This window comes from Peribacillus alkalitolerans, assembly GCF_010882125.1.
GTDB lineage: Bacteria > Bacillota > Bacilli > Bacillales > DSM-1321 > Bacillus_BN > Bacillus_BN alkalitolerans.
Genome location: NZ_JAAGVZ010000002.1, coordinates 230,358 through 249,512 on the forward strand (window position 1 = coordinate 230,358; position 19,155 = coordinate 249,512).

19 protein-coding genes and 2 riboswitches are annotated in these 19,155 nt (G+C 39.5%); all 19 genes read right to left on the reverse strand.

Annotated elements, in window-relative coordinates; all coding sequences use genetic code 11:
- Positions 1–9: 9 nt before the first annotated feature.
- Positions 10–564: a nitroreductase family protein gene (locus G3O09_RS03585; RefSeq protein ID WP_163100114.1), complete on the reverse strand. Its 555-nt coding sequence runs from the start codon at positions 562–564 to the stop codon at positions 10–12.
- Positions 558–1,319, reverse strand: coding sequence for a uroporphyrinogen-III C-methyltransferase (gene cobA / locus G3O09_RS03590; RefSeq protein ID WP_163100115.1), 762 nt, complete (start codon positions 1,317–1,319; stop codon positions 558–560). The genes G3O09_RS03585 and cobA overlap by 7 nt, the downstream gene beginning before the upstream one ends.
- Positions 1,316–1,945, reverse strand: coding sequence for a precorrin-2 dehydrogenase/sirohydrochlorin ferrochelatase family protein (locus G3O09_RS03595; protein ID WP_163100116.1), 630 nt, complete (start codon positions 1,943–1,945; stop codon positions 1,316–1,318). Before G3O09_RS03595 ends, cobA begins: the two co-directional genes overlap by 4 nt.
- Positions 1,914–3,299 carry a cobyrinic acid a,c-diamide synthase CobB gene (locus G3O09_RS03600; protein WP_163100117.1) on the reverse strand — a complete coding sequence of 462 codons (1,386 nt, stop codon included), beginning with the start codon at positions 3,297–3,299 and terminating at the stop codon, positions 1,914–1,916. The genes G3O09_RS03595 and G3O09_RS03600 overlap by 32 nt, the downstream gene beginning before the upstream one ends.
- Positions 3,300–3,301: 2 nt before the next feature.
- Positions 3,302–4,432: a cobalt-precorrin 5A hydrolase gene (locus tag G3O09_RS03605; RefSeq protein ID WP_163100118.1), complete on the reverse strand. Its 1,131-nt coding sequence runs from the start codon at positions 4,430–4,432 to the stop codon at positions 3,302–3,304.
- Positions 4,425–5,207 carry a precorrin-4 C(11)-methyltransferase gene (gene cobM, locus G3O09_RS03610; RefSeq protein WP_163100119.1) on the reverse strand — a complete coding sequence of 261 codons (783 nt, stop codon included), beginning with the start codon at positions 5,205–5,207 and terminating at the stop codon, positions 4,425–4,427. The genes G3O09_RS03605 and cobM overlap by 8 nt, the downstream gene beginning before the upstream one ends.
- Entirely contained in the window at positions 5,207–5,911 is a 705-nt protein-coding gene (cobI, locus tag G3O09_RS03615; RefSeq protein WP_163100120.1) for a precorrin-2 C(20)-methyltransferase, read from the reverse strand. Before cobI ends, cobM begins: the two co-directional genes overlap by 1 nt.
- Positions 5,908–7,104: a precorrin-6y C5,15-methyltransferase (decarboxylating) subunit CbiE gene (cbiE, locus tag G3O09_RS03620; RefSeq protein WP_163100269.1), complete on the reverse strand. Its 1,197-nt coding sequence runs from the start codon at positions 7,102–7,104 to the stop codon at positions 5,908–5,910. Before cbiE ends, cobI begins: the two co-directional genes overlap by 4 nt.
- On the reverse strand, positions 7,079–8,215 hold the full coding sequence (locus G3O09_RS03625; protein ID WP_163100121.1) for a cobalt-precorrin-5B (C(1))-methyltransferase: 1,137 nt from the start codon (positions 8,213–8,215) through the stop codon (positions 7,079–7,081). The genes cbiE and G3O09_RS03625 overlap by 26 nt, the downstream gene beginning before the upstream one ends.
- Complete coding sequence (locus G3O09_RS03630) at positions 8,190–8,864, reverse strand: precorrin-8X methylmutase (RefSeq protein WP_163100122.1); 675 nt, start codon at positions 8,862–8,864, stop codon at positions 8,190–8,192. The genes G3O09_RS03625 and G3O09_RS03630 overlap by 26 nt, the downstream gene beginning before the upstream one ends.
- Positions 8,845–9,621 carry a precorrin-6A reductase gene (gene cobK / locus G3O09_RS03635; RefSeq protein ID WP_163100123.1) on the reverse strand — a complete coding sequence of 259 codons (777 nt, stop codon included), beginning with the start codon at positions 9,619–9,621 and terminating at the stop codon, positions 8,845–8,847. The genes G3O09_RS03630 and cobK overlap by 20 nt, the downstream gene beginning before the upstream one ends.
- A 9-nt stretch (positions 9,622–9,630) precedes the next feature.
- Positions 9,631–11,253, reverse strand: coding sequence for a precorrin-3B C(17)-methyltransferase (cobJ, locus tag G3O09_RS03640; RefSeq protein ID WP_163100124.1), 1,623 nt, complete (start codon positions 11,251–11,253; stop codon positions 9,631–9,633).
- Positions 11,254–11,390: 137 nt separating this feature from the next.
- Positions 11,391–11,568, reverse strand: a riboswitch (cobalamin riboswitch).
- Between the two features lie 342 nt (positions 11,569–11,910).
- On the reverse strand, positions 11,911–12,765 hold the full coding sequence (locus G3O09_RS03645; RefSeq protein ID WP_240338321.1) for an energy-coupling factor ABC transporter ATP-binding protein: 855 nt from the start codon (positions 12,763–12,765) through the stop codon (positions 11,911–11,913).
- Between the two features lie 33 nt (positions 12,766–12,798).
- Positions 12,799–13,575: a cobalt ECF transporter T component CbiQ gene (gene cbiQ / locus G3O09_RS03650; protein WP_163100125.1), complete on the reverse strand. Its 777-nt coding sequence runs from the start codon at positions 13,573–13,575 to the stop codon at positions 12,799–12,801.
- A gap of 18 nt (positions 13,576–13,593) precedes the next feature.
- On the reverse strand, positions 13,594–13,875 hold the full coding sequence (locus tag G3O09_RS03655; protein WP_163100126.1) for an energy-coupling factor ABC transporter substrate-binding protein: 282 nt from the start codon (positions 13,873–13,875) through the stop codon (positions 13,594–13,596).
- A 1-nt stretch (position 13,876) separates the two neighbouring features.
- Positions 13,877–14,635 (reverse strand): energy-coupling factor ABC transporter permease, encoded by a 759-nt coding sequence (locus G3O09_RS03660; RefSeq protein WP_420850321.1) that lies wholly within the window; start codon positions 14,633–14,635, stop codon positions 13,877–13,879.
- Between the two features lie 157 nt (positions 14,636–14,792).
- Positions 14,793–14,986: riboswitch (cobalamin riboswitch) on the reverse strand.
- Between the two features lie 613 nt (positions 14,987–15,599).
- Entirely contained in the window at positions 15,600–16,589 is a 990-nt protein-coding gene (locus tag G3O09_RS03670) for a LacI family DNA-binding transcriptional regulator (protein WP_163100127.1), read from the reverse strand.
- Between the two features lie 17 nt (positions 16,590–16,606).
- Positions 16,607–17,653: an aldose epimerase family protein gene (locus G3O09_RS03675; RefSeq protein WP_163100128.1), complete on the reverse strand. Its 1,047-nt coding sequence runs from the start codon at positions 17,651–17,653 to the stop codon at positions 16,607–16,609.
- Positions 17,650–19,155 (reverse strand): UDP-glucose--hexose-1-phosphate uridylyltransferase, encoded by a 1,506-nt coding sequence (gene galT / locus G3O09_RS03680; protein WP_205439601.1) that lies wholly within the window; start codon positions 19,153–19,155, stop codon positions 17,650–17,652. The genes G3O09_RS03675 and galT overlap by 4 nt, the downstream gene beginning before the upstream one ends.

The window sequence follows — 19,155 nt, forward strand, 5'->3', positions numbered from 1 at the left end:
TAAACCTCCTTATAGCCAAGTTGTTTTTTCAGCGAATGGAGTACGCTTTTTTGCGGAAGTAATTTCTTCTGCAGGATAACCGATGCATAACGTTCCTACTAATTGCTCTTGATCTAATGCACCAATAAAATCATGCAACGGTGTATCATGCACTAAACCAACACCACGTGTACGCCATACCAGCCCTAAACCAAGCTGTTCGGCCATTAACCACATCGACATTATCGCACTGCTGACTGCAAATGTATTATCTTTTGTTGCACCATCATCTCCATCGACAATCGCAGATGTCACCACAATAATAAGTGGTGTCTTTGTGATTGCTTCCATTGAACTTTCTACTAAATGTGGCTTTGTTGGGAAGCGTTTTTGTAAATAATCAAGTGCCACTTGCTCATAACGTTTTAAGCTGTCGCCTTGTAATACATAGAAATGCCAGGGCTCACGCATGCGGTCATTTGGTGCATACGTTGCTGCTTCTAGTAAACTCTCAATTTTGCCGCGTTCCACTTCGCGGGTTTCAAATTGGCGAATCGCACGGCGTTTTTTTAATGCTTCTAACATAATTCATGCTCCTTTTCTGTAAACCAGGCAATTTGATCCCTTACCCCAACAACATCACCAACTAAAATCATGGATGGATTCTTAAGACCATGGATTTCAATATCCTTTGCAATGGTTGAGAGATTGCCAGTAATCGTTCGTTGGTTTTTTGTTGTGCCCCATTCAATGACAGCTACAGGGGTTGTTTCACTTTTGCCATATGTGATTAAGCTTTTCGTAATATGTGCGATATTGCCAATGCTCATATAAAAAGCTACCGTATCAATTTGAGCAAGCGCGGACCAATTTAAAAAGTCCTGCTCCTTTTCCGGGCGGCCATGACCTGTTACAATCGCAAAGCTTGCTGCATGATCACGATGTGTCACAGGAATCCCTGCATAGGCAGGCGCGGCAATCCCTGCTGTAATACCAGGCACGATTTCAAATGGAATATTAGCTTGTCGTAAAATCGTTGCTTCTTCTGCACCTCGTCCAAAGACAAAGGGGTCACCGCCTTTTAAGCGGAGAACCTGATTGCCAAGATTGGCTTGTTCCACTAGCACACGATGAATTTCATCCTGAATGAGTCCATGCCTGCCTGGTTCTTTTCCACAATAAATCAGCTGGGCGTCAGCTTTTGCATGTTTTAATAATTCAGCATTCACCAGACGGTCATATAAGATCACATCTGCTAGCTGAATGCACTCCAATCCACGAATCGTCAATAGTTTTGGGTCACCAGGACCAGCTCCTACAATATATACAAATCCGCTCACTGTTTTTCTCCCATACGCTGTAGAAGCCACGCCTCACATTTATGTTTTTCACCTTGCTCCACCCACTGTAATAACTGGGGATCGAGGAGCTCTGCTAATAGCTGTTTTTTCATATCGCCCTTAAACTCTTTTAATATTCGTTGACGTGCTTCCTTTAAAAAAGAAACATACTGCGCGTAATGCTCTCCAAATTGATCTTCTAAATCAGTCTTTACTTGGCGTGTCAGACCTGGACTGGCTCCAGACGTCGATACAGTCACAACGAATTCACCGCGGCGAACGACTGCTGGATTGATGAAATCAACACGTCCTTTTGCATCCGCACGACTGAGTAACTGCCAATGCTGAGCTGCTTCTTCCACTGCATTGTTTACTTCTTCGTTATCTGTAACAGCGAAAATTAGTGCTGCATCATCTAGGTCAGCTGGTTCAAATGCTTTTTCTTTCCATGTCACAAGCCCTTCATTAATGTAGTGCTGTAATTTTTCAGTTACCGCCGGGCTTATTACTGTCACTTGAGCATTCGTTGGCAGCAGCGCTTCCACCTTTTGACGTGCTACATGGCCGCCACCAACAATCACAACCTTTTTATATTCAATGTTCATTAACAATGGGAAATAATTCATTGTTTACCTCCAAACATGCTGTCAGCCAATTTTTCACAAGCTGTGGATTCGAAGCAAAATGAAAATGTGTATAGCCAGCCACAATATTTTTATGTAGATAACCTTCCTTCTGAGCACGAAAGCGGCCTTTACTAAAATAAGCAGATGATGATATTTCCCCCTCATACGTTGAGTAATGGAACTCATGCCCTTTGGCCTGCTCCTTTTCATTAATCAGAAAGTTGCCAGGCACACCTGTAATCTCCCGGTAGCCAAGAGCTGCCAATTTATCTTGCATCCGCACACGTCCTGGAATGATCCCAATCATCGGGAAAGCTTGGCCTTGACGATTCACAATTTCTTCTGTTAAATACATAAAACCGCCGCATTCTGCTAATGTTGGCAGCCCTCGTTCAAGTGCGGCTCTTATGGATTGCTTCACTGCCTCATTTTGCGCCAAGCTTTCTGCAAATTCTTCCGGGAAACCGCCGCCGATATACAACCCCTGCGCTTTTATAGGCACTTCCTCATTTTGTAAAGGTGAGAAGTAATGCAATGTAGCACCATATGCACGGAGTAATTCTAAATTTTCTTCATAATAGAAGTTAAAAGCGGCATCCTTTGCAATGGCGATATGTATTTCCTGTCTTTCTGGCTGTACATCAAAAATTGATGAAGTAACCTCCAGTGGCCGTGCTTTTGTAATTTCAAGCAGCTGTTTAATATCCACTGTTTCTTCGATTGCTGCTGCAAGACTATCAAAATAAGAATCTAAATCTCCACGTTCAATGGCAGGCACTAAACCTAGATGACGACTAGGCATCGTAGGTACAGCACCTTTCGGCAAATAACCAATGACGGGAATTCCACATTCTTGTTCAATTGCTGTTTTGATAATTTCAAAATGGCTTTTACTTCCTAATTGATTGGCAATAACACCAACAATATTTGAATTTTCATCTAACAATTGAAACCCTTTGACAATCGCAGCCGTACTTCTTGCCATACTTGCCGCATTGACAATTAAAATGACGGGACTTTTTGTAATCTCACTAATATGTGCAGCAGAGCCTTCATTTGATAATGGGGATTTGCCATCATAAAATCCCATGACTCCTTCAATAATTGCTGCATCTGCATCTTGGCTCGCTCTTGCAACAATGGCACGAACTGTATCATGGGACATCATGAAACTATCGATATTTCGAGAAGGGCGTTTGGTGACAGCTGTATGATAGGTTGGGTCAATATAATCAGGACCGCATTTAAAGCCCTGTACCGTTAAACCACGCTTCATAAGCGCACGCATGATTCCTATGGTAAACGTTGTTTTCCCAACACCGCTTCCTGTGCCGGCTAAAACAAATCGATTCATGATCATCCCTCCTCGAAGTTGACGCGTGTAATGCTGATTGTCACATTACCGCTTTTCTTTTTCTCTAGTAGCAGTTCCTTTGCATTCGCATATCGCAATGCAGCCGGCTCACTGACACCATATGCACCTGTGTATTTAAAGACTGTTTCCGACGGATTTTCCATCGGTATTTCATTCAACTGTTCAGAAGTATATGTAACAAACGGCCAGTTATATTTTGCAGTTAATTCAAGCAAGCCTTCTTCGTTTTTCTTTAGATTAATAGACGCAACGGCTTTGACACTTTTTTTGCTCAAACGCAGCTCCGATAATGTTTCATCGATTACTTGTTCAATTTCAGCCATTGCCGTTCCGCGATTACAGCCGATGCCAAGTACAATTGATTTCGGTCTATACATCACGCCGTTCTTGAGCAGGACTTCTTCATGCGGCTCAATGATTCTATCTGTAATTAGTAGTGACGCTTCTGGCTTTGCCACTATCGCATCATTTATCGATGGATAAATTTTTAAATTGTCCGGCATCGAGTTATCGTACATCCACCAATTTTTTTCTCCTGTTTCCTGCACAATTGCAACATGCTCTTCATTGACAACCGATGCACTGACAGGTGTTAATTTTTCTTCACTATCCCACATCCACCCAAATTGTGCGCCAAATAAATCGACGGGAATTGTTTTTTGAACATCTGACGCGGTTGTCACAACCGGTGTTGCCCCAATTGCATGGGCAAATTCATGGGTTAAGGCATTGGCACCGCCAATATGCCCTGATAATACGCTGACGACAAACTGGCCTTTATCATCAACCACTAACACAGCAGGATCTTTCTTTTTATCAATCAAAAGCGGAGCAATCATACGCACGACCGCACCGAGTGAAATGATGCAAATGATCCCTTTATATTGCTGGAATAAAGCGGGCAATAATAGGCGAACCGTACCATCAAATAATTGAATTTGGCGTGCCTCTTCGTCGCCATGCTCGAATTTCTTCATATAATATAGGTCCGCATACGGAAATTTTTCTGCATAGCTTCTTGCATGTGCCACCCCATGTTTCGTAATGGCTACAAGGGCATAAGGTTTGCGCTTATCGATTACAGGAATTTCGCCTTCTCGTAAACTAATCATTCGCATTCACACCTTTACGGAAGCCATGAGTAAAGGTTTTGTCATATAGCTTCGAACGATAATTTTTTTCATGGATATTTGGGTCTAATGCCCAGCCTGCCAGAATCATAGCATGCTTACGAATACCATTGACACGCATGGCTTCATCTAATTCAGCCAGTGTTGTACGAACAATTTTTTGGTCTGGCCACGAAGCACGCTGCACAACAGCAACTGGTGTATCGTCTGCCCATCCCGCTGCCTGCAATTCTTTTGTTATTTTCTTAGTTAATGTCGCACTTAAAAACATGGCAATCGTACAGTGATGGCTGGCCAGTGCCTGTAATTTTTCTCGTTCTGGCACAGGGGTACGCCCTTCAGCCCTTGTTAAAATAAGCGTTTGCGTTAAATCAGGAATCGTTAGCTCTGCCCCAACTGCTGCTGCAGATGCAAAAACAGAACTTACACCTGGAACAACTTCATAGCTGATATCATGTTGCTTTAGCAGCGCCACTTGCTCCATCGTTGCCCCGTACATCGCCGGGTCACCTGTATGTAAACGTACAACCGTTTTGCCTGCATTGACACGCTCGACGATACAATCCACCATTTCCTGTAGATGCATCCCTGCTGTACGAAGAATCTCTGCCGACTCCTTCGCTTCAGAAACTAATGTCTCGCTTACGAGCGAATCGGTATACATTACTACATCTGCTTCTTTTAATAGCTTCAAACCTTTTACCGTTATTAAATCCGGATCTCCCGGCCCTGCTCCGATAATCCAAATTTTCTTCATTATTTGCGCACCACCATACATGACAAGTAATTTAATTCAGCACCTCGAAGATCTTGGACATTCCAAATAACCTCTTCGTCAGATGTAACTTTTGTAACAACATGTGTTTTTTCTAATAAATTCATTTCCTCTAATAAATCCAGCATAGCATCTAATACTTTGGCTACTTTGATAAAGACGATCGCATCATGAGTTTCTATCACCCGGCGCATTTCCTCGATATCCTCCGTTGCAGGAATCATGGCCACATGATCATCACCATCGGCTAATGGAATCCCTAAACGATTAACAGAACCATTAAAGGATGAAATACCCGCTACCGTTTCCATCGGGACATCAGGGTGCATCGATTTCATTAAGTTCATTAAATGAATAAATGTGCTGAACAGCATCGGATCCCCTTCTGTTACAAATGCTACATCTTTTCCCTGAACTAAATAGCTATAAATAGCTTCTACTGATTTTGTCCACTCAGCGCGCAGGATATCTTCATCTTTTGTCATGGGGAATACTAAACCAAGCATCTCTTTTTCTGCCGGGTTAATATACACTTCCACAATCCGATGGGCATAAGACTTACTGCCTTTTAATTTTTTTGGATAAGCAATGACTGGGCTTTCCTGTAATTTACGAAATGCTTTTACAGTGATTAATTCTGGATCACCAGGCCCTACACCTAATCCATATAAAGTTCCTATTTTCATTGGTCTTTTCCCTTCTTTGCTGTCACAATATAGATTGGATTTAACGGTTCAAAGCGCGTTAAATTTAAAATTGGCTTACTTTTTGAAATTTGTGCCTGTAATATCGATACTTCACAGCCTAATGCCTTTAGATGTTGAAGCGCTTCTGCCAAATTTTCGATCGTAGCAATATTCATAACTAGCCGGCCATTTGCCTGTATGCGTGAAATACAGGTATGCAGTAAATGCTCCATATTTCCGCCGTTTCCGCCAATAAAAATCGCATTTGGATCTGGAAATTCATCCAGACGGTCAGGAGCCTTCCCCAGCACTGCTACAAAATCTGTACGATGTTTCAATTGATTTTCCAGGCAGTTTTCAAGGTCACCCTCATTTTTTTCGATTGCATACACGGCACCTTCCCGTGCTATTTTCCCTGCTTCAATCGCAACTGAACCTGTGCAGGTTCCAATATCCCAAACAATGCTATTTTCCTTAAGCTCTAACTCCTGCAAACAAAGAGTTCGAATTTCTCTTTTAGTAATTAATCCTTTATCTGGCTTTCTCTGAAGAAATGCATCATCCGGAATGCCAAGAGACGCTCGTTCCACTACCTCACGCTGTTTTAAAATCACAACATTCAATGGAAAAAAGGATGTCTGTTCCATCTCGTCTAATGTAAAAAAGCGGCATCGCTCTTTTTCACCCTGTAAGTTTTCAGCAACAAAAGCATCATATTCGGTCATACCAAAACGTTTTAAATACTTTGCAATTACCTGCGGAGAATTTGTTTCATCTGTTAAAACAGCAATTTTCTTACGCCCATCAATCCTTTGTGCAAACCCTTTAATGGAACGGCCGTGCAAGCTGACAATATACGCATCCTGCCAGCTTTCCTGCATTTTTGAAAAAGCAAGCTGTACCGAGCTAGTATATGGATAAATCTCTAATGGAAGCTTTTTCGCTAATACACTGCCAAGTCCATAGAACAGTGGATCACCTGACACTAAAATAACGACATTTCGTGTTTCTTGCTGTAATTCAGCTGTTAACGCTGACAAACCGCCTTTGATTACTTTTGTCTCTTTTTTATGTTCAGGGAAAAATTGTAAATGACGCTCCCCACCTACAAGTAGATCACATTCATTGATCCACTGGGCATATTGGGGGAGCAATCCTTCCGCGCCATTATCCCCTATACCAATCATCTTCATCCAATTCGTCAATATTCTCAGCCTTTCCTAAACAGTCTCCATTCATGGCATACAAGGTTGTCGACACTTTTATGTCAGTATTCATATGATTCAGTGCATAGTAGCAGCAGTTTTTGCAAAGTGCTGTAAAGAAGGCCTCGTTTCCTTGAAGCATTTCACCAACCTGTGAAGCTGTATTCGCCTGCAAAATTTCTTGCTGCGTCTTCTCATCAACACCCACTTTATTGGCAATGCCTGCTAAAAACTCAAAGTTTATCGGTGCGCTTTTTGAGTGAACCATCATAACGCCTTGGGCAACTTTTGAGAATTTCCCCATCATCCCTACTAACGAGACTCTCGGAATCTTCTTCTTTGCAATATTTTTTAACGTAAAACCGACAAAATCGCCCATTTCGATAAATGCTTCTTCTGGTAAATGAGGATACTGCTGCATCGCATATTTTTCACTGCGTCCACCAGTTGTAATGACTAAATGCTCGCATCCTGCTTCTTTTGCTACATTGATCGCTTGTACGATACTAGCCATATAAGCAGAACTTGAAAATGGAACCACTGTTCCCCGTGTACCTAGAATCGAAATTCCACCTATAATGCCTAAACGCCCATTCAATGTTTTCTTAGCAATTTCTTCACCATCTGGAACGGAAATGACCACTTCAATTCCACAAACCAATTTATATTTTTCAATTGATTCTTGTACAACTCCTCGTATCATTTTACGAGGTACAGGGTTTATCGCAGCTTGACCAACTGGTACAGGCAGTCCGGGTTTTGTTACTCGCCCTACACCAATTCCGCCATCTAAATGGACGCCGTTTTCTTTTGAATAACGAACGGTACTCTGAATTCGTGCTTGATGTGTAGCATCAGGGTCGTCCCCTGCATCTTTGATTGTTTCACACATGACCCGGTCATCTGACACTTCAAATGCGGTTACTTTAAATGTTGCATACTGGCCAATCGGTAAATAAATCGTGATTTCATCTGGTACCTTTCCCACGACAAGAGCTTGCAGTGCTGCCTTTGTCATCGCTGTTGCACAAGCTCCAGTCGTGTAACCATGACGCATTTGGGAAGGGTCTTTTTTATCTCGTTTCTTTTGCACGTTCATCCGCCATAATCGAAATGGCATTAAGTGCAGCGACTGTCACTGTACTGCCACCCTTTCTACCTACGTTCGTAATAAATGGAATCCCCTCCAGCACCGCTAACTCCTCTTTCGACTCCGCTGCTGAAACAAAGCCAACTGGCATTCCAATAATTAAATCCGGTTTAGCTACACCATCTTTTATTAAACGAATTAACTCCAGCAGCGCCGTTGGAGCATTGCCTATGGCATAGATTCCTCCTTCATTTAGACGCGTTGCTTTTTGCATGGAAATAATCGCACGTGTTGTTCCTTGGGCTTTCGCTTCCTTTGAAACATCTTCATCAGCAATATAACAATGCAAGTCCCCGCCATGCTTTTGGAATCGTTTACGTCCTGAACCGCTTTCAATCATTTGTACATCTGCAACGACATGTCGGCTCGCTAATATAGATTGAACGCCTGCCTCAATGGCATCAGGTGTAAAAATCATGCTACGGCCCAACTCAAAATCTGCTGAAGCGTGAATCACACGTCGAACTACCAGCCATTGCTCATCTGTGAATGAATGCTCGCCCATTTCTTCTTTTATAATAGCGAAGCTGTGATCATATATTTTATCTGGATCTACCGTTAAAGGAACAAATTTTGTATTAAAGTTCATGTTTGCCATGAATAAACCCTCCTAATAGTTGAGTCACTTCTTCGAAAGAAGTACAAAAATTTTCATATTTAATCGCTGGTCGTTTTATTAAAATAACTGGAATCCCTAATTGCAGAGCAGCTGTCATTTTTTCATCTACAGATCCCACTTTTCCGCTTTCTTTTGTAATTAATAGAGTCACATTATATTGCTCACATAGTGCTTTATTTAATGATTCCGAAAATGGACCCTGGATCGCAATGATGTCCTTTTGTTTAATGCCTAACCTATCGCATTTTTCCATGTTCCCTATATTGGGAAGCATTCTGCAAATTAGCCGGATTTCATCATTCAGTAAATATTTCGTGAATATTTCTAACGTTTTGCTGCCTGTTGTCAGCATGATCGTTCCTTTATGTAAATGAGCTAATTTTGCAGCCTCTTCATAACCTTCAACCTCTGTTATTAAGGGAGAAGTAAACTGTTCTTCCGGCCTTTCATATCGAATATATGGAATATCAGATGCTTTTGCTGCGGCCATTGCGGTTTTCGACGCTTCTTCCGCATATGGATGGCTGGCATCGATGACACAGGTCATCTTTTGCTTCTGAATAATTGCCGTCATGTCATCCAGAGATAACCGCCCGACTTGATAAGGAATGTCGTGGGCTCTTAAACTTTCGGCTGCAGATTCTGTGACAACGGTTGCTACTAAAGGATAGCCTTGATTTTGCAATTGAATGGCTAATGCTCTCGCATCACTTGTGCCTGCTAAAAATAAAATCATGGGTTCCTCCTAATCTCCACATGGTGCCGGCTCGACTTCAATCTTGGAGCTCATATCCTGGTAGGTAAAATACTGAATTTTTTTCACACGTTTAAAATATTTAAAAAGGCGCTCATTTGGATGGGCATTTTGTTTGTACTCTTCTATAATATTCGTTAATAACGGCAGCAGCTGATCTGGTTCAATACCTTCAGCCACTGGCTGTGCAGCATGTGCTGTACGGCCAACCGGCTTTGCGCCAATAAATAAATCAAATTTTTTCTTACGGTAAACGATCCCGATATCATCGAATACTGCCCGATAACAAGCCATACCGCAGCCGTTGAAACCAATATGTAATTCTTTTGGAAGCTTTAAGCCGCCCAATTTGGATGCAATTTCTTCTGCATATGGAATAGATTCTGCTTTTTCACCGTTGCAGAAATCACAAGCTTTTAAATTTAAAACATCTCCTATAGGCATAACAGTTAACTGATTTTGTTCAAGTTTTTGAACAATCGATTCAGGCTGATTGGTTGGAATCTTTACTAAAAAGCGATGATCCGGTGTATATTCCATGGTGCCTGTCTCGCCAATGATTTCTGCCAATACACGCATTTGCTCCGGCTTAATAATTTTATTGGCAACACCAGGTGAAACAGCAAATTCAAATATATTTTCGATCGGTTGCTGAACGAAAAATGGGTTTTCCATTTCCGTTTTAGTTACCATGGATAAAGCCTTTAAAGCCAAATCTAACGATGTTGCTTCTTGTTTTTTACTTTCAATTTTCTCATAACCAGCCTGCGCTTCCCCTGTTTCTTGATCTAATGCCCAGGGTTCCGCTTCCTTTTTCAAACGCTGATGCGGTTTTAAGCTTTGCTTCTCATCACCTAGCGTATATTTACGCTGATAGCCTCGAGGAGTGATGATTTTATTGTCATAAAAGAAAGTAGAAGAATTTCCGATAATAACCGTTGTCAGCATTCCAATATCATGTTCAAGCATTTCATCCAGTGTTGTCAGCACTACATTTTGATTTTCACGATAGGCACTTTTCACAAGTCCCACTGGTGTTTTAGGAGAACGATATTTTAATAGAATAGTTTGTGCCTCTACAATTTGGCGTGTCCGTCGACCGCTTTTCGGATTATATAAAGCTATAACAAAATCCGCCATCGCAGCTGCTTCAATGCGCTTTTCAATCACAGTCCATGGTGTTAAATGGTCACTAAGACTGATTGTGCAGGAATCATGCATGACTGGCGCACCCAATATACTCGCACATGAATTAATGGCTGAAATACCTGGAACAATTTCAACCTCAATTCCTTCTTTTTCAGTCCAGCCCATTTCAATAAGCACTTCATACACTAATCCAGCCATACCATAAACGCCTGAATCTCCACTGGAAATCACTGAAACAATATGACCTGCTTCAGCTTTCTTTACAGCATCCTGTGCACGTGACACTTCTTCTGTCATACCCGTACTGACGATAGATTTTGCTGTTATAAAAGGTTCAATTAGGTCCACGTATGTTTTATAGCCAATAATACAATCACTTTGCTGCAATGCATCTACAGCCCGTTTTGTAATATGCTCACTATCTCCGGGACCGAAGCCAACAACAAAAATTTTTCCCTTTTTCATAGGCTTACCTCCAAATAAAAATGCCTGCACTCCTTTTAAAAGGAATACAGGCACGTGAAATGCAGTATATAGAAATCATACTGAAACACAAAAACAATAGGTGAAATTGTCCCGCCTATACTTCTCCCTCCGAAAAGCAAGTGTCGTTTAAATAAGCAGGTTTCCTGACTTAAGCTTCTTTTTACTCTTACACCTTCCCAATTTCTCAGTGGCATTGTAATTTCATCAGCTTTTACAGTAGCGGGGGCTGTACTAGACTTTCACTAGTTTCCCTTTAAACTCACAAATGTGAGCACTTATTTAAATTATTTATTAATTTTTTCTAAATATATCATATAATCTCGAAATTTGACAAACTAGTTATTTTTTAAAAATTTTTGTAGAACAAATCCTTCTTAGATGGAAATGATGTTTTTAAAAAAATGGCGCTGTTAAACTTGCCTGTTGATTTCCGTTCCAGACGCTTGCTTTCCGGGGGGCGTTCGCCGAGCCTCCTCGTCGCTAGCGCTCCTGCGGGGTCTCGCCTGTAACGCTAATCCCCCAGGAGTCAAGCGTCTTCCACTCCAATCAACAAAGAGCTAAAAATCAACAATGGACTTTAACACAGCCAAAAAAATATGCATCAAAAAATACCCGATCACTTGTCACAGTTTCACCTTAAACGTGAATGCTAATTCCATTAAAACATGATTCCATTATTTCAAACAACTCTGCTTTCGACCTCGGATACTTTTTATTGGATACATTCGTTCTTTGTAATCTTTCAAACACTTCCATAATCCATGGTGTTTGTAAATGGCTTTTTTCGAGAATTTCTTTTTTATTAAAAACCTCAACAGCTGTTCCTTGAGCTAACAAATGCCCATTGTTTAAGATGATCACCTCATCTGCCCACTCATAAGCTAAATCTACATTATGCGTTGATAATAATATCGTCCGATTTCGGTGATGAATGTCTTTCAATATATCCATCATTCTTATTGAATAGTAAGGATCGAGTCCAGCTGTCGGTTCATCTAACACCATTAATTCTGGATTCATAGCAACAATGCCAGCGATTGCTACCCTTTTTTTCTGTCCGATACTTAAAAAGTGAGGAGGTTTATCTTTAAGAGATTCCGTTTCTGTTAATGTCAGAACTTCATTTACTCGCCTCTCTATTTCCTCAGTAGGTAAATTCAAATTTTTAGGACCAAACTTAATATCGTCATATACACTAGAAGAAAAAAGTTGGGTTTCAGGATTTTGGAATACAATACCGACCTGCTGCCTTAATTGCTGAATCTCTTTTTGTTTATATGTCAACTTCTTTCCGTTATAAAAAATGTGACCACTTGTTGGCCTTAATATACCGTTCAAAAGAAGAAATAAGGTCGATTTCCCAGCACCATTGTTCCCTATTAAGGCTATCTTCTTCCCTTTTTCAATTGTAAAATTAATTTCATTTAATGCCATCGTTCCATCTGCATATTGATAAGATACTTGTTCAAACGTTACAATTGGTTCGCTCACTCTGCTTACTTCCTTTTCAATGGTCTGTCATGGTTATGTCAAAATCAATATACTGAATTGTGTTACAAATGAAATAAAAATAATGATAAAATTCCCTCGATTATAGTCCATGGATAATTCCACGTCATACAAATGTTCATCTCCACCTCGACTATCAATTGCGATTTGAAGGTCTTTGGCTGAACGAATCGATTTAATAAAAAGACTTACGATAAGCTGTGCAACGCTTGAAATCCAACTTCTATAATTTTGATAGCCTAGCCTACTAGATTGCGCAATATAAATTTGATACATATTTTCCAATAATACAAAGATAAATCTATACGTAATCCCGATTAGTTCTATAAAAACGGTGGGAAGTTTTGCTTTTTTTAATACCCACATTAATTGATGAAGTGGTGTTGATAAAACAAGAAAATATAAACAGCTTACACTGGCTAAAATCGTTGTAGCCAAGTGGTATGATTGTTGAACACTATAGGGGCTAATATAGATTTGCCATGAACCTATTTGAGCCATCCAAAGTATCTCTAAACCTTCTTGATTAATAGGTGCAATGGAAAATATGATTGCAAACAAGCTTGTCATTAAGAAAACAAAAGGGGCGAAAAGTAGTTTCAAATATGCTTTAAACGGTATTTTCGCCTTGAATAACACCCCGATACTCATTACAGTAAAGGTAAGACAAGCCACGATAACATTTTTTGAAACAATTGTAAAAAAGAGAAAGATCAGCGCAAAACTGACCTTCTCAATGGGATGAACATTTTTTAATCCACTCGTATAAGCATAATCATCAATTTTAATCATAGGAATCCCTTCATTCCGCTATTGTTTGGATGAAGAATATTTTTTTCTAGCTTTTCCATATCCAATGACATAGCCGATAATAATGGCTCCAAGAGCCGCTTGTAACGAGAATAGTAAACTTTCAATCTCTCCACTTGGTGGTTCCCATATCGCATTAAACCATGGCTCATAGTCAGGTGCCACTTCGTTAATCGCTTCCTCAGCTTGCCCGTCAGCTCCACCAAATTCAGCATTTTTTACAAAAATTAAAGGAATAATTGCTAATAGAATCACGAATAAAAATAATACTCCATTTCTCATGTTAGCTTGCCTCCTTCATCGTAGGAAAATGATTTAATTCTGTCATATGATATTTTTGAAGTAAGTTCATCACAATAACCGTAAGTAAGCCTTCACTAATCGCTAAAGGTACTTGTGTAAAACCAAAGATACTAGCAAACTTAACAAATGAAGCCACAAATCCACCGACCTCAGCAGGGAAAGCTAAAGCTAATTGAACCGATGTCACTAAATATGTTCCTAAATCCCCTAACATTGCAGCTAGAAAGACTGAAACGGCGACGGATAAATTTATTTTTCTTCCAAACTTGTATATTCCGTAAGAAAGTAAAGGTCCGACGACAGCCATCGAAAAGGCATTCGCGCCTAACGTAGTAATTCCTCCATGGGCTAACAATAGTGATTGAAATAAAAGGACTATTGTTCCTAAGACACTCATTGCCGTTGGACCAAATAAAATTGTCCCCAATCCTACACCCGTTGGATGCGAGCAACTACCTGTCACTGAAGGAATTTTCAACGCAGATAAAACGAATGCAAATGCACCAGACAGACCTAGCATTGATTTCAATTCAGGATTTTCTTTTAATTTTTTCGTAATCGATCGTATTCCAATACCAACAAATGGAATGGTGATTACCCACCAAAAAACAGCCCAACCAAAAGGTAGAAATCCTTCCATAATATGCATTGCATAGGCTGGACGATAAGAGTTCGTCCAAAAATAGCTAGTTAAACCTAACAGAACAACAAAGTAAACCCATAATGATCTTTTTTTCACTTTAAACTAACCTCCATGATATAAAATTGTGACCAAACTAAAAAGAGCATTTAAACCTGGTGGGTTTAAATGCTCACAAAAAACTATGGTATGTGCTTTAATCACAAAAGCATACATTCGTCTCTGTAAACACATCCCCCATAAGCCCGTAGGTCTCGTCGTTTTATCTAAACAGGCAGGTCTCCTGACTTAACATCGATGCTCCCTACGTCTTCCCGCTTTAAAATAAAGCAGTGACATTGTGCAGATCGCTCCGAATTACAGTGGCGGGTACCGTGTCGGACTTTCACCGAACTTCCCTATTAAGCTATGCATTCTTACATGCATAACACCTGTTTAAAATATGTATATAATTTTCTCTATATTACAATAACAGATACTTGCTGTCTATCATATTTTCTTATAACCCCTATGGATATTTACTGAATCTCGGTTTTATATATAAAAAACTGTGCACTCTCTTAGTTTGCTATGAAAGACGAATTTTTCTCTAAACCTCTCACTTTTCCAAAAGAAAACGAAACTTCGTCGTTGAATGGTATAGGTCATCTCGTTCTAAAATGATAGATGGAAAATCTGGGTGATTAATCGCATCTGGAAACCCTTGAGTTTTAAGGCAAACCCCTAAGTATAGACTGTTTCCAGTTTCTGTTAATCTAACCTGCCGCCATATTATTCACCGTGATAAAACTAAGTGAGGTTTCTTTATCCCTGTTAAAACATTGTGCAGTCTCTGAATTAATTCCATTTTACCTTTATTTGATTGATAATCAATCTGTACATCTATTAATTAAATAACAACAAGTGCCAGGCACCATCCAGAAAATTTGGAAGGTACCTGGCACTTGTTATTGTGATTTTATGTGCGATGAGAGGTAGAAACCGTAAAAATTATATTACCGATTTTCACTAATATTTGTTAATAACAACAAAGTTTACGAAAAGAGCCAAATGAAATCTTCACTTAAAAACTGCTATCTCTAATAATCAACTTCGTTGCGATCATAATTTTTTTAGATGTCTTCCTGCCTTCAATTCTCTCCATTAACGTGTCAACGGCTGTTTCGCCCATCGATTCCGTATCAACTTTTACCGTGCTTAAAGATGGAAAGACATATTTTGTGATACTAATATCATTTACACCAATGATATTAACACGATCTGGAACAGAAATTCCTTTCTCCAATAAGGATCTTAATGCACCTACAGCTATGGAATCATTTCCAGCAAAAAAAGCTGTTGGCAATTGCTCCCTATGTTCATCAATCGCCTTAGTCATCAAACAATGACCATCCCCAACAGAGAAATGGCCAATATACATAAACGCTTCATTTAACAACCCTTTTTCCGTTAAATAGCGCTTGAACATAATTTCCCTTGGATCTTCAATCATAGAAGTTTTGTCTTTAAAAGATTCTCTTCCTCCGATATACCCAATTTGTTTATGACCTTTATCAATAAAATGGTCAAGCACTTTTTTGGTGGCCCTTTCAAAATCAATGACAATCGAATCAAATTGATCTTCGTCAGGTGAGGTGTCGACAAAAACTATATTACTTGTAATCGTATGTAATTCTTCTATCTGATTATGACTAAATTTACCTATGGCAATAAGCCCTTGAAAATCAGCATCTTTCAATTCATCAAAGTTATCTTGAAAGTATTTGTGTACTTGTACACCTAACTGACGGCAGCGATTTTCTACCCCTAGTCGAATCGACATATAATACAAATCTTCTAGTTCCTCTTTTTCTGTATACCACTGCAAAAGGGCCATTTTCCCTGTCTCTGGTTTCCGAGTAACCTTCTTTTTATATGATAATTCTTCAGCAGTTTCAAAGATTTTCTTCTTCGTTTCATCACTAACAGAAAGAGTACTATCATAGTTTAATACCCGCGATACAGTGGCAATCGAAACACCAGCCAGATTAGCAATATCCTTAATTGTAGCCATTAATCTAAACCCCTCACTTATCGACAAAGAAAACGATATTTCGTTGTTGAATAGTATACGTTCTCTCGTTCTAAAATGATAGATGGAAATTCAGGGTGATTGATCGCATCCGGGAACCCTTGTGTTTCAAGGCAAACCCCTAGGTATTTTCTTACTGGAACATCAGATATGGAATAGGGGCCTTCTAATTGATTTCCTGAGTAAAGAACGACACATGGTTGATCGGTTGTAACAACTAAAGTGCGGCCACTTTCCTCCTCCCTTAACACAATTGTACGCTCATCATGGCTAGCGAAAACAATCGGATGGTCATAACCGTGACCGACAAGGACATTTTGCGGATGAGTCGAATGGATACCATACTTTAACTTTCGACTTTGCTTAAAATCAAAGGGAGTGTTCTTAACATCAAGTAATCTTCCAGTAGGTGTAAAATCAGGACTTAACTCTAAAAAGAAATCCGTTTCTAATTGAAGCTCATGCTCCGAACAATCCCTTTTAAAATTTCCACTTAAGTTAAAGTAAGAATGATTCGTTAAATTAACCAAGGTCTTGTTATCCGTCTTTCCCTCATACGTAATTTTCAGTTCATTGTCATTCGTTAAAAGATACGATACGGTTACACCTAAATTTCCAGGATACCCTTCTTCTCCATCAGGACTAAAATTGAAAAACTTAAGGCCAATAGCATTTTCTTCCTCAATTATTTCCGTTTTCCAAATAACGGAGCTAAAGCCTAATTTTCCACCATGTAAATGATTAGGATAGTCATTAGCTGCAAGTCTAAAGTTCTTACCATCCAGGTCGAACGATGCACCTTTAATCCTTCCAGCCACTCTTCCTACTATCGCTCCAAAGTACGGAGACCAATTTAGATAGTCTTTAAAATCCTCAAAACCAAGGACCACATTTTCAATGTTTCCATTTCGATCAGGGACCATAATTTTCGATATGACACAACCGTAATTTAGGCATGAGACTGACATTCCTGATTCATTGTAAAGAGTATACTCTTTAACGGATTCACCGTTGTAATTACCAAACAACTGTTCTATCATTTTCATCGGATTATCCCTACATTTGGAGTAGAAAATAATTGGATAAAGCGATGAAATCCAGCAAGGCCTACTTCATCACGTTTAAAAACACCCGCATCTTCCAATCCTTTCAAAAACTTCTTCCCAACTTCTTCTCTCATAATCGATTCGATATTTGTTTCGTTAGCAACAGAGAAATACTGGCTTTTTAACTCTTGAGCCCAGTCTAAATGATACTCAGCAACGACTTTTGTTTTATTAAGAATGTACTCTCCTACTTCTTCAAGTTCATTCTTTAGTCGCGGAGGTAACACGGCCAGCCCCATAACTTCAATTAGACCAATGTTCTCCTTCTTAATATGGTGAACATCTTCGTGTGGATGAAAAATCCCAAGTGGATGCTCAGAATTCGTTCGATTATTTCGAAGGACTAAATCTAATTCAAATAAGTGGCCATTTTTACGAGCTATCGGGGTAATCGTGTTATGAAGTGTCTCCCCTGTTTTCGCTATAATTCCTAATTCTTCATCACTGTAGTTTTTCCAAGCTGTAAAAATTCTTTCCGCTGCTTCAACTAGTATGCTCGATTGTTCCGATTGCAACCGAATAACAGACATTGGCCATTTTAAAACTGAACCTTGAACATCTGGAAATTCTTGCAATTCAAATGTCCAGTCAGCATCCGCTCTAGCCATAGCAAATTCATAACGTCCACCCTGATAATGATCATGAGATAAAATCGAGCCCCCTACAATGGGCAAATCGGCATTAGATCCAACAAAATAATGTGGAAATTTCTCAACAAAGGTTAACAACCGTTCAAATGTCTTGCGGCTAATGATCATATTTGTATGTGTTTTCGATAGAACAATACAATGCTCGTTGTAGTACAGATAAGGAGAATATTGTAAGCACCAAGTTTCGTCTAATAAATTGACTCGAATCATTCGGTGATTGGAACGAGCTGGATGCCCGATTCTCCCTGCATAACCTTCATTTTCAATGCAGAGCAAGCATTTCGGATATTCCATTTTCGGAGCTGCACGTTCTAATTCAATGCTTTTTGGATCTTTTTCTGGTTTAGACAAATTAATGGTAATATCTAATTCACCATATTCTGTCGACACCTTATACTCAACGTTCTTCTTGATTTGCCTCATCTGAATATAATTACTATATTTACTTAAATGATAAAAATAGTTTGTGGCTGATAGAGGATCTTGTTTATATTTTTCATAAAAATACTGGTTTACAGATGATGGGCGCGGAATCAAGCAGTTCATGATTTTACTAGAGAATATCTCTTTTTCATCAGATCGGTTCTCAATGATCCCTTTTTCACAGGCATAATCAACGATTAAATCGAGTAAGTCTGGAATCATTACTTGCCTTTCCCCAATTGATTCCTTAAATTCATCTAACTTCAATAGGGAAAGAATTTGATTACGAGCATATATTTCATCATCCGGCTCAATTAATTGAGTCGTAATTGCTTGATCGATTAATTGTTGTACGTATTGAAATATCAT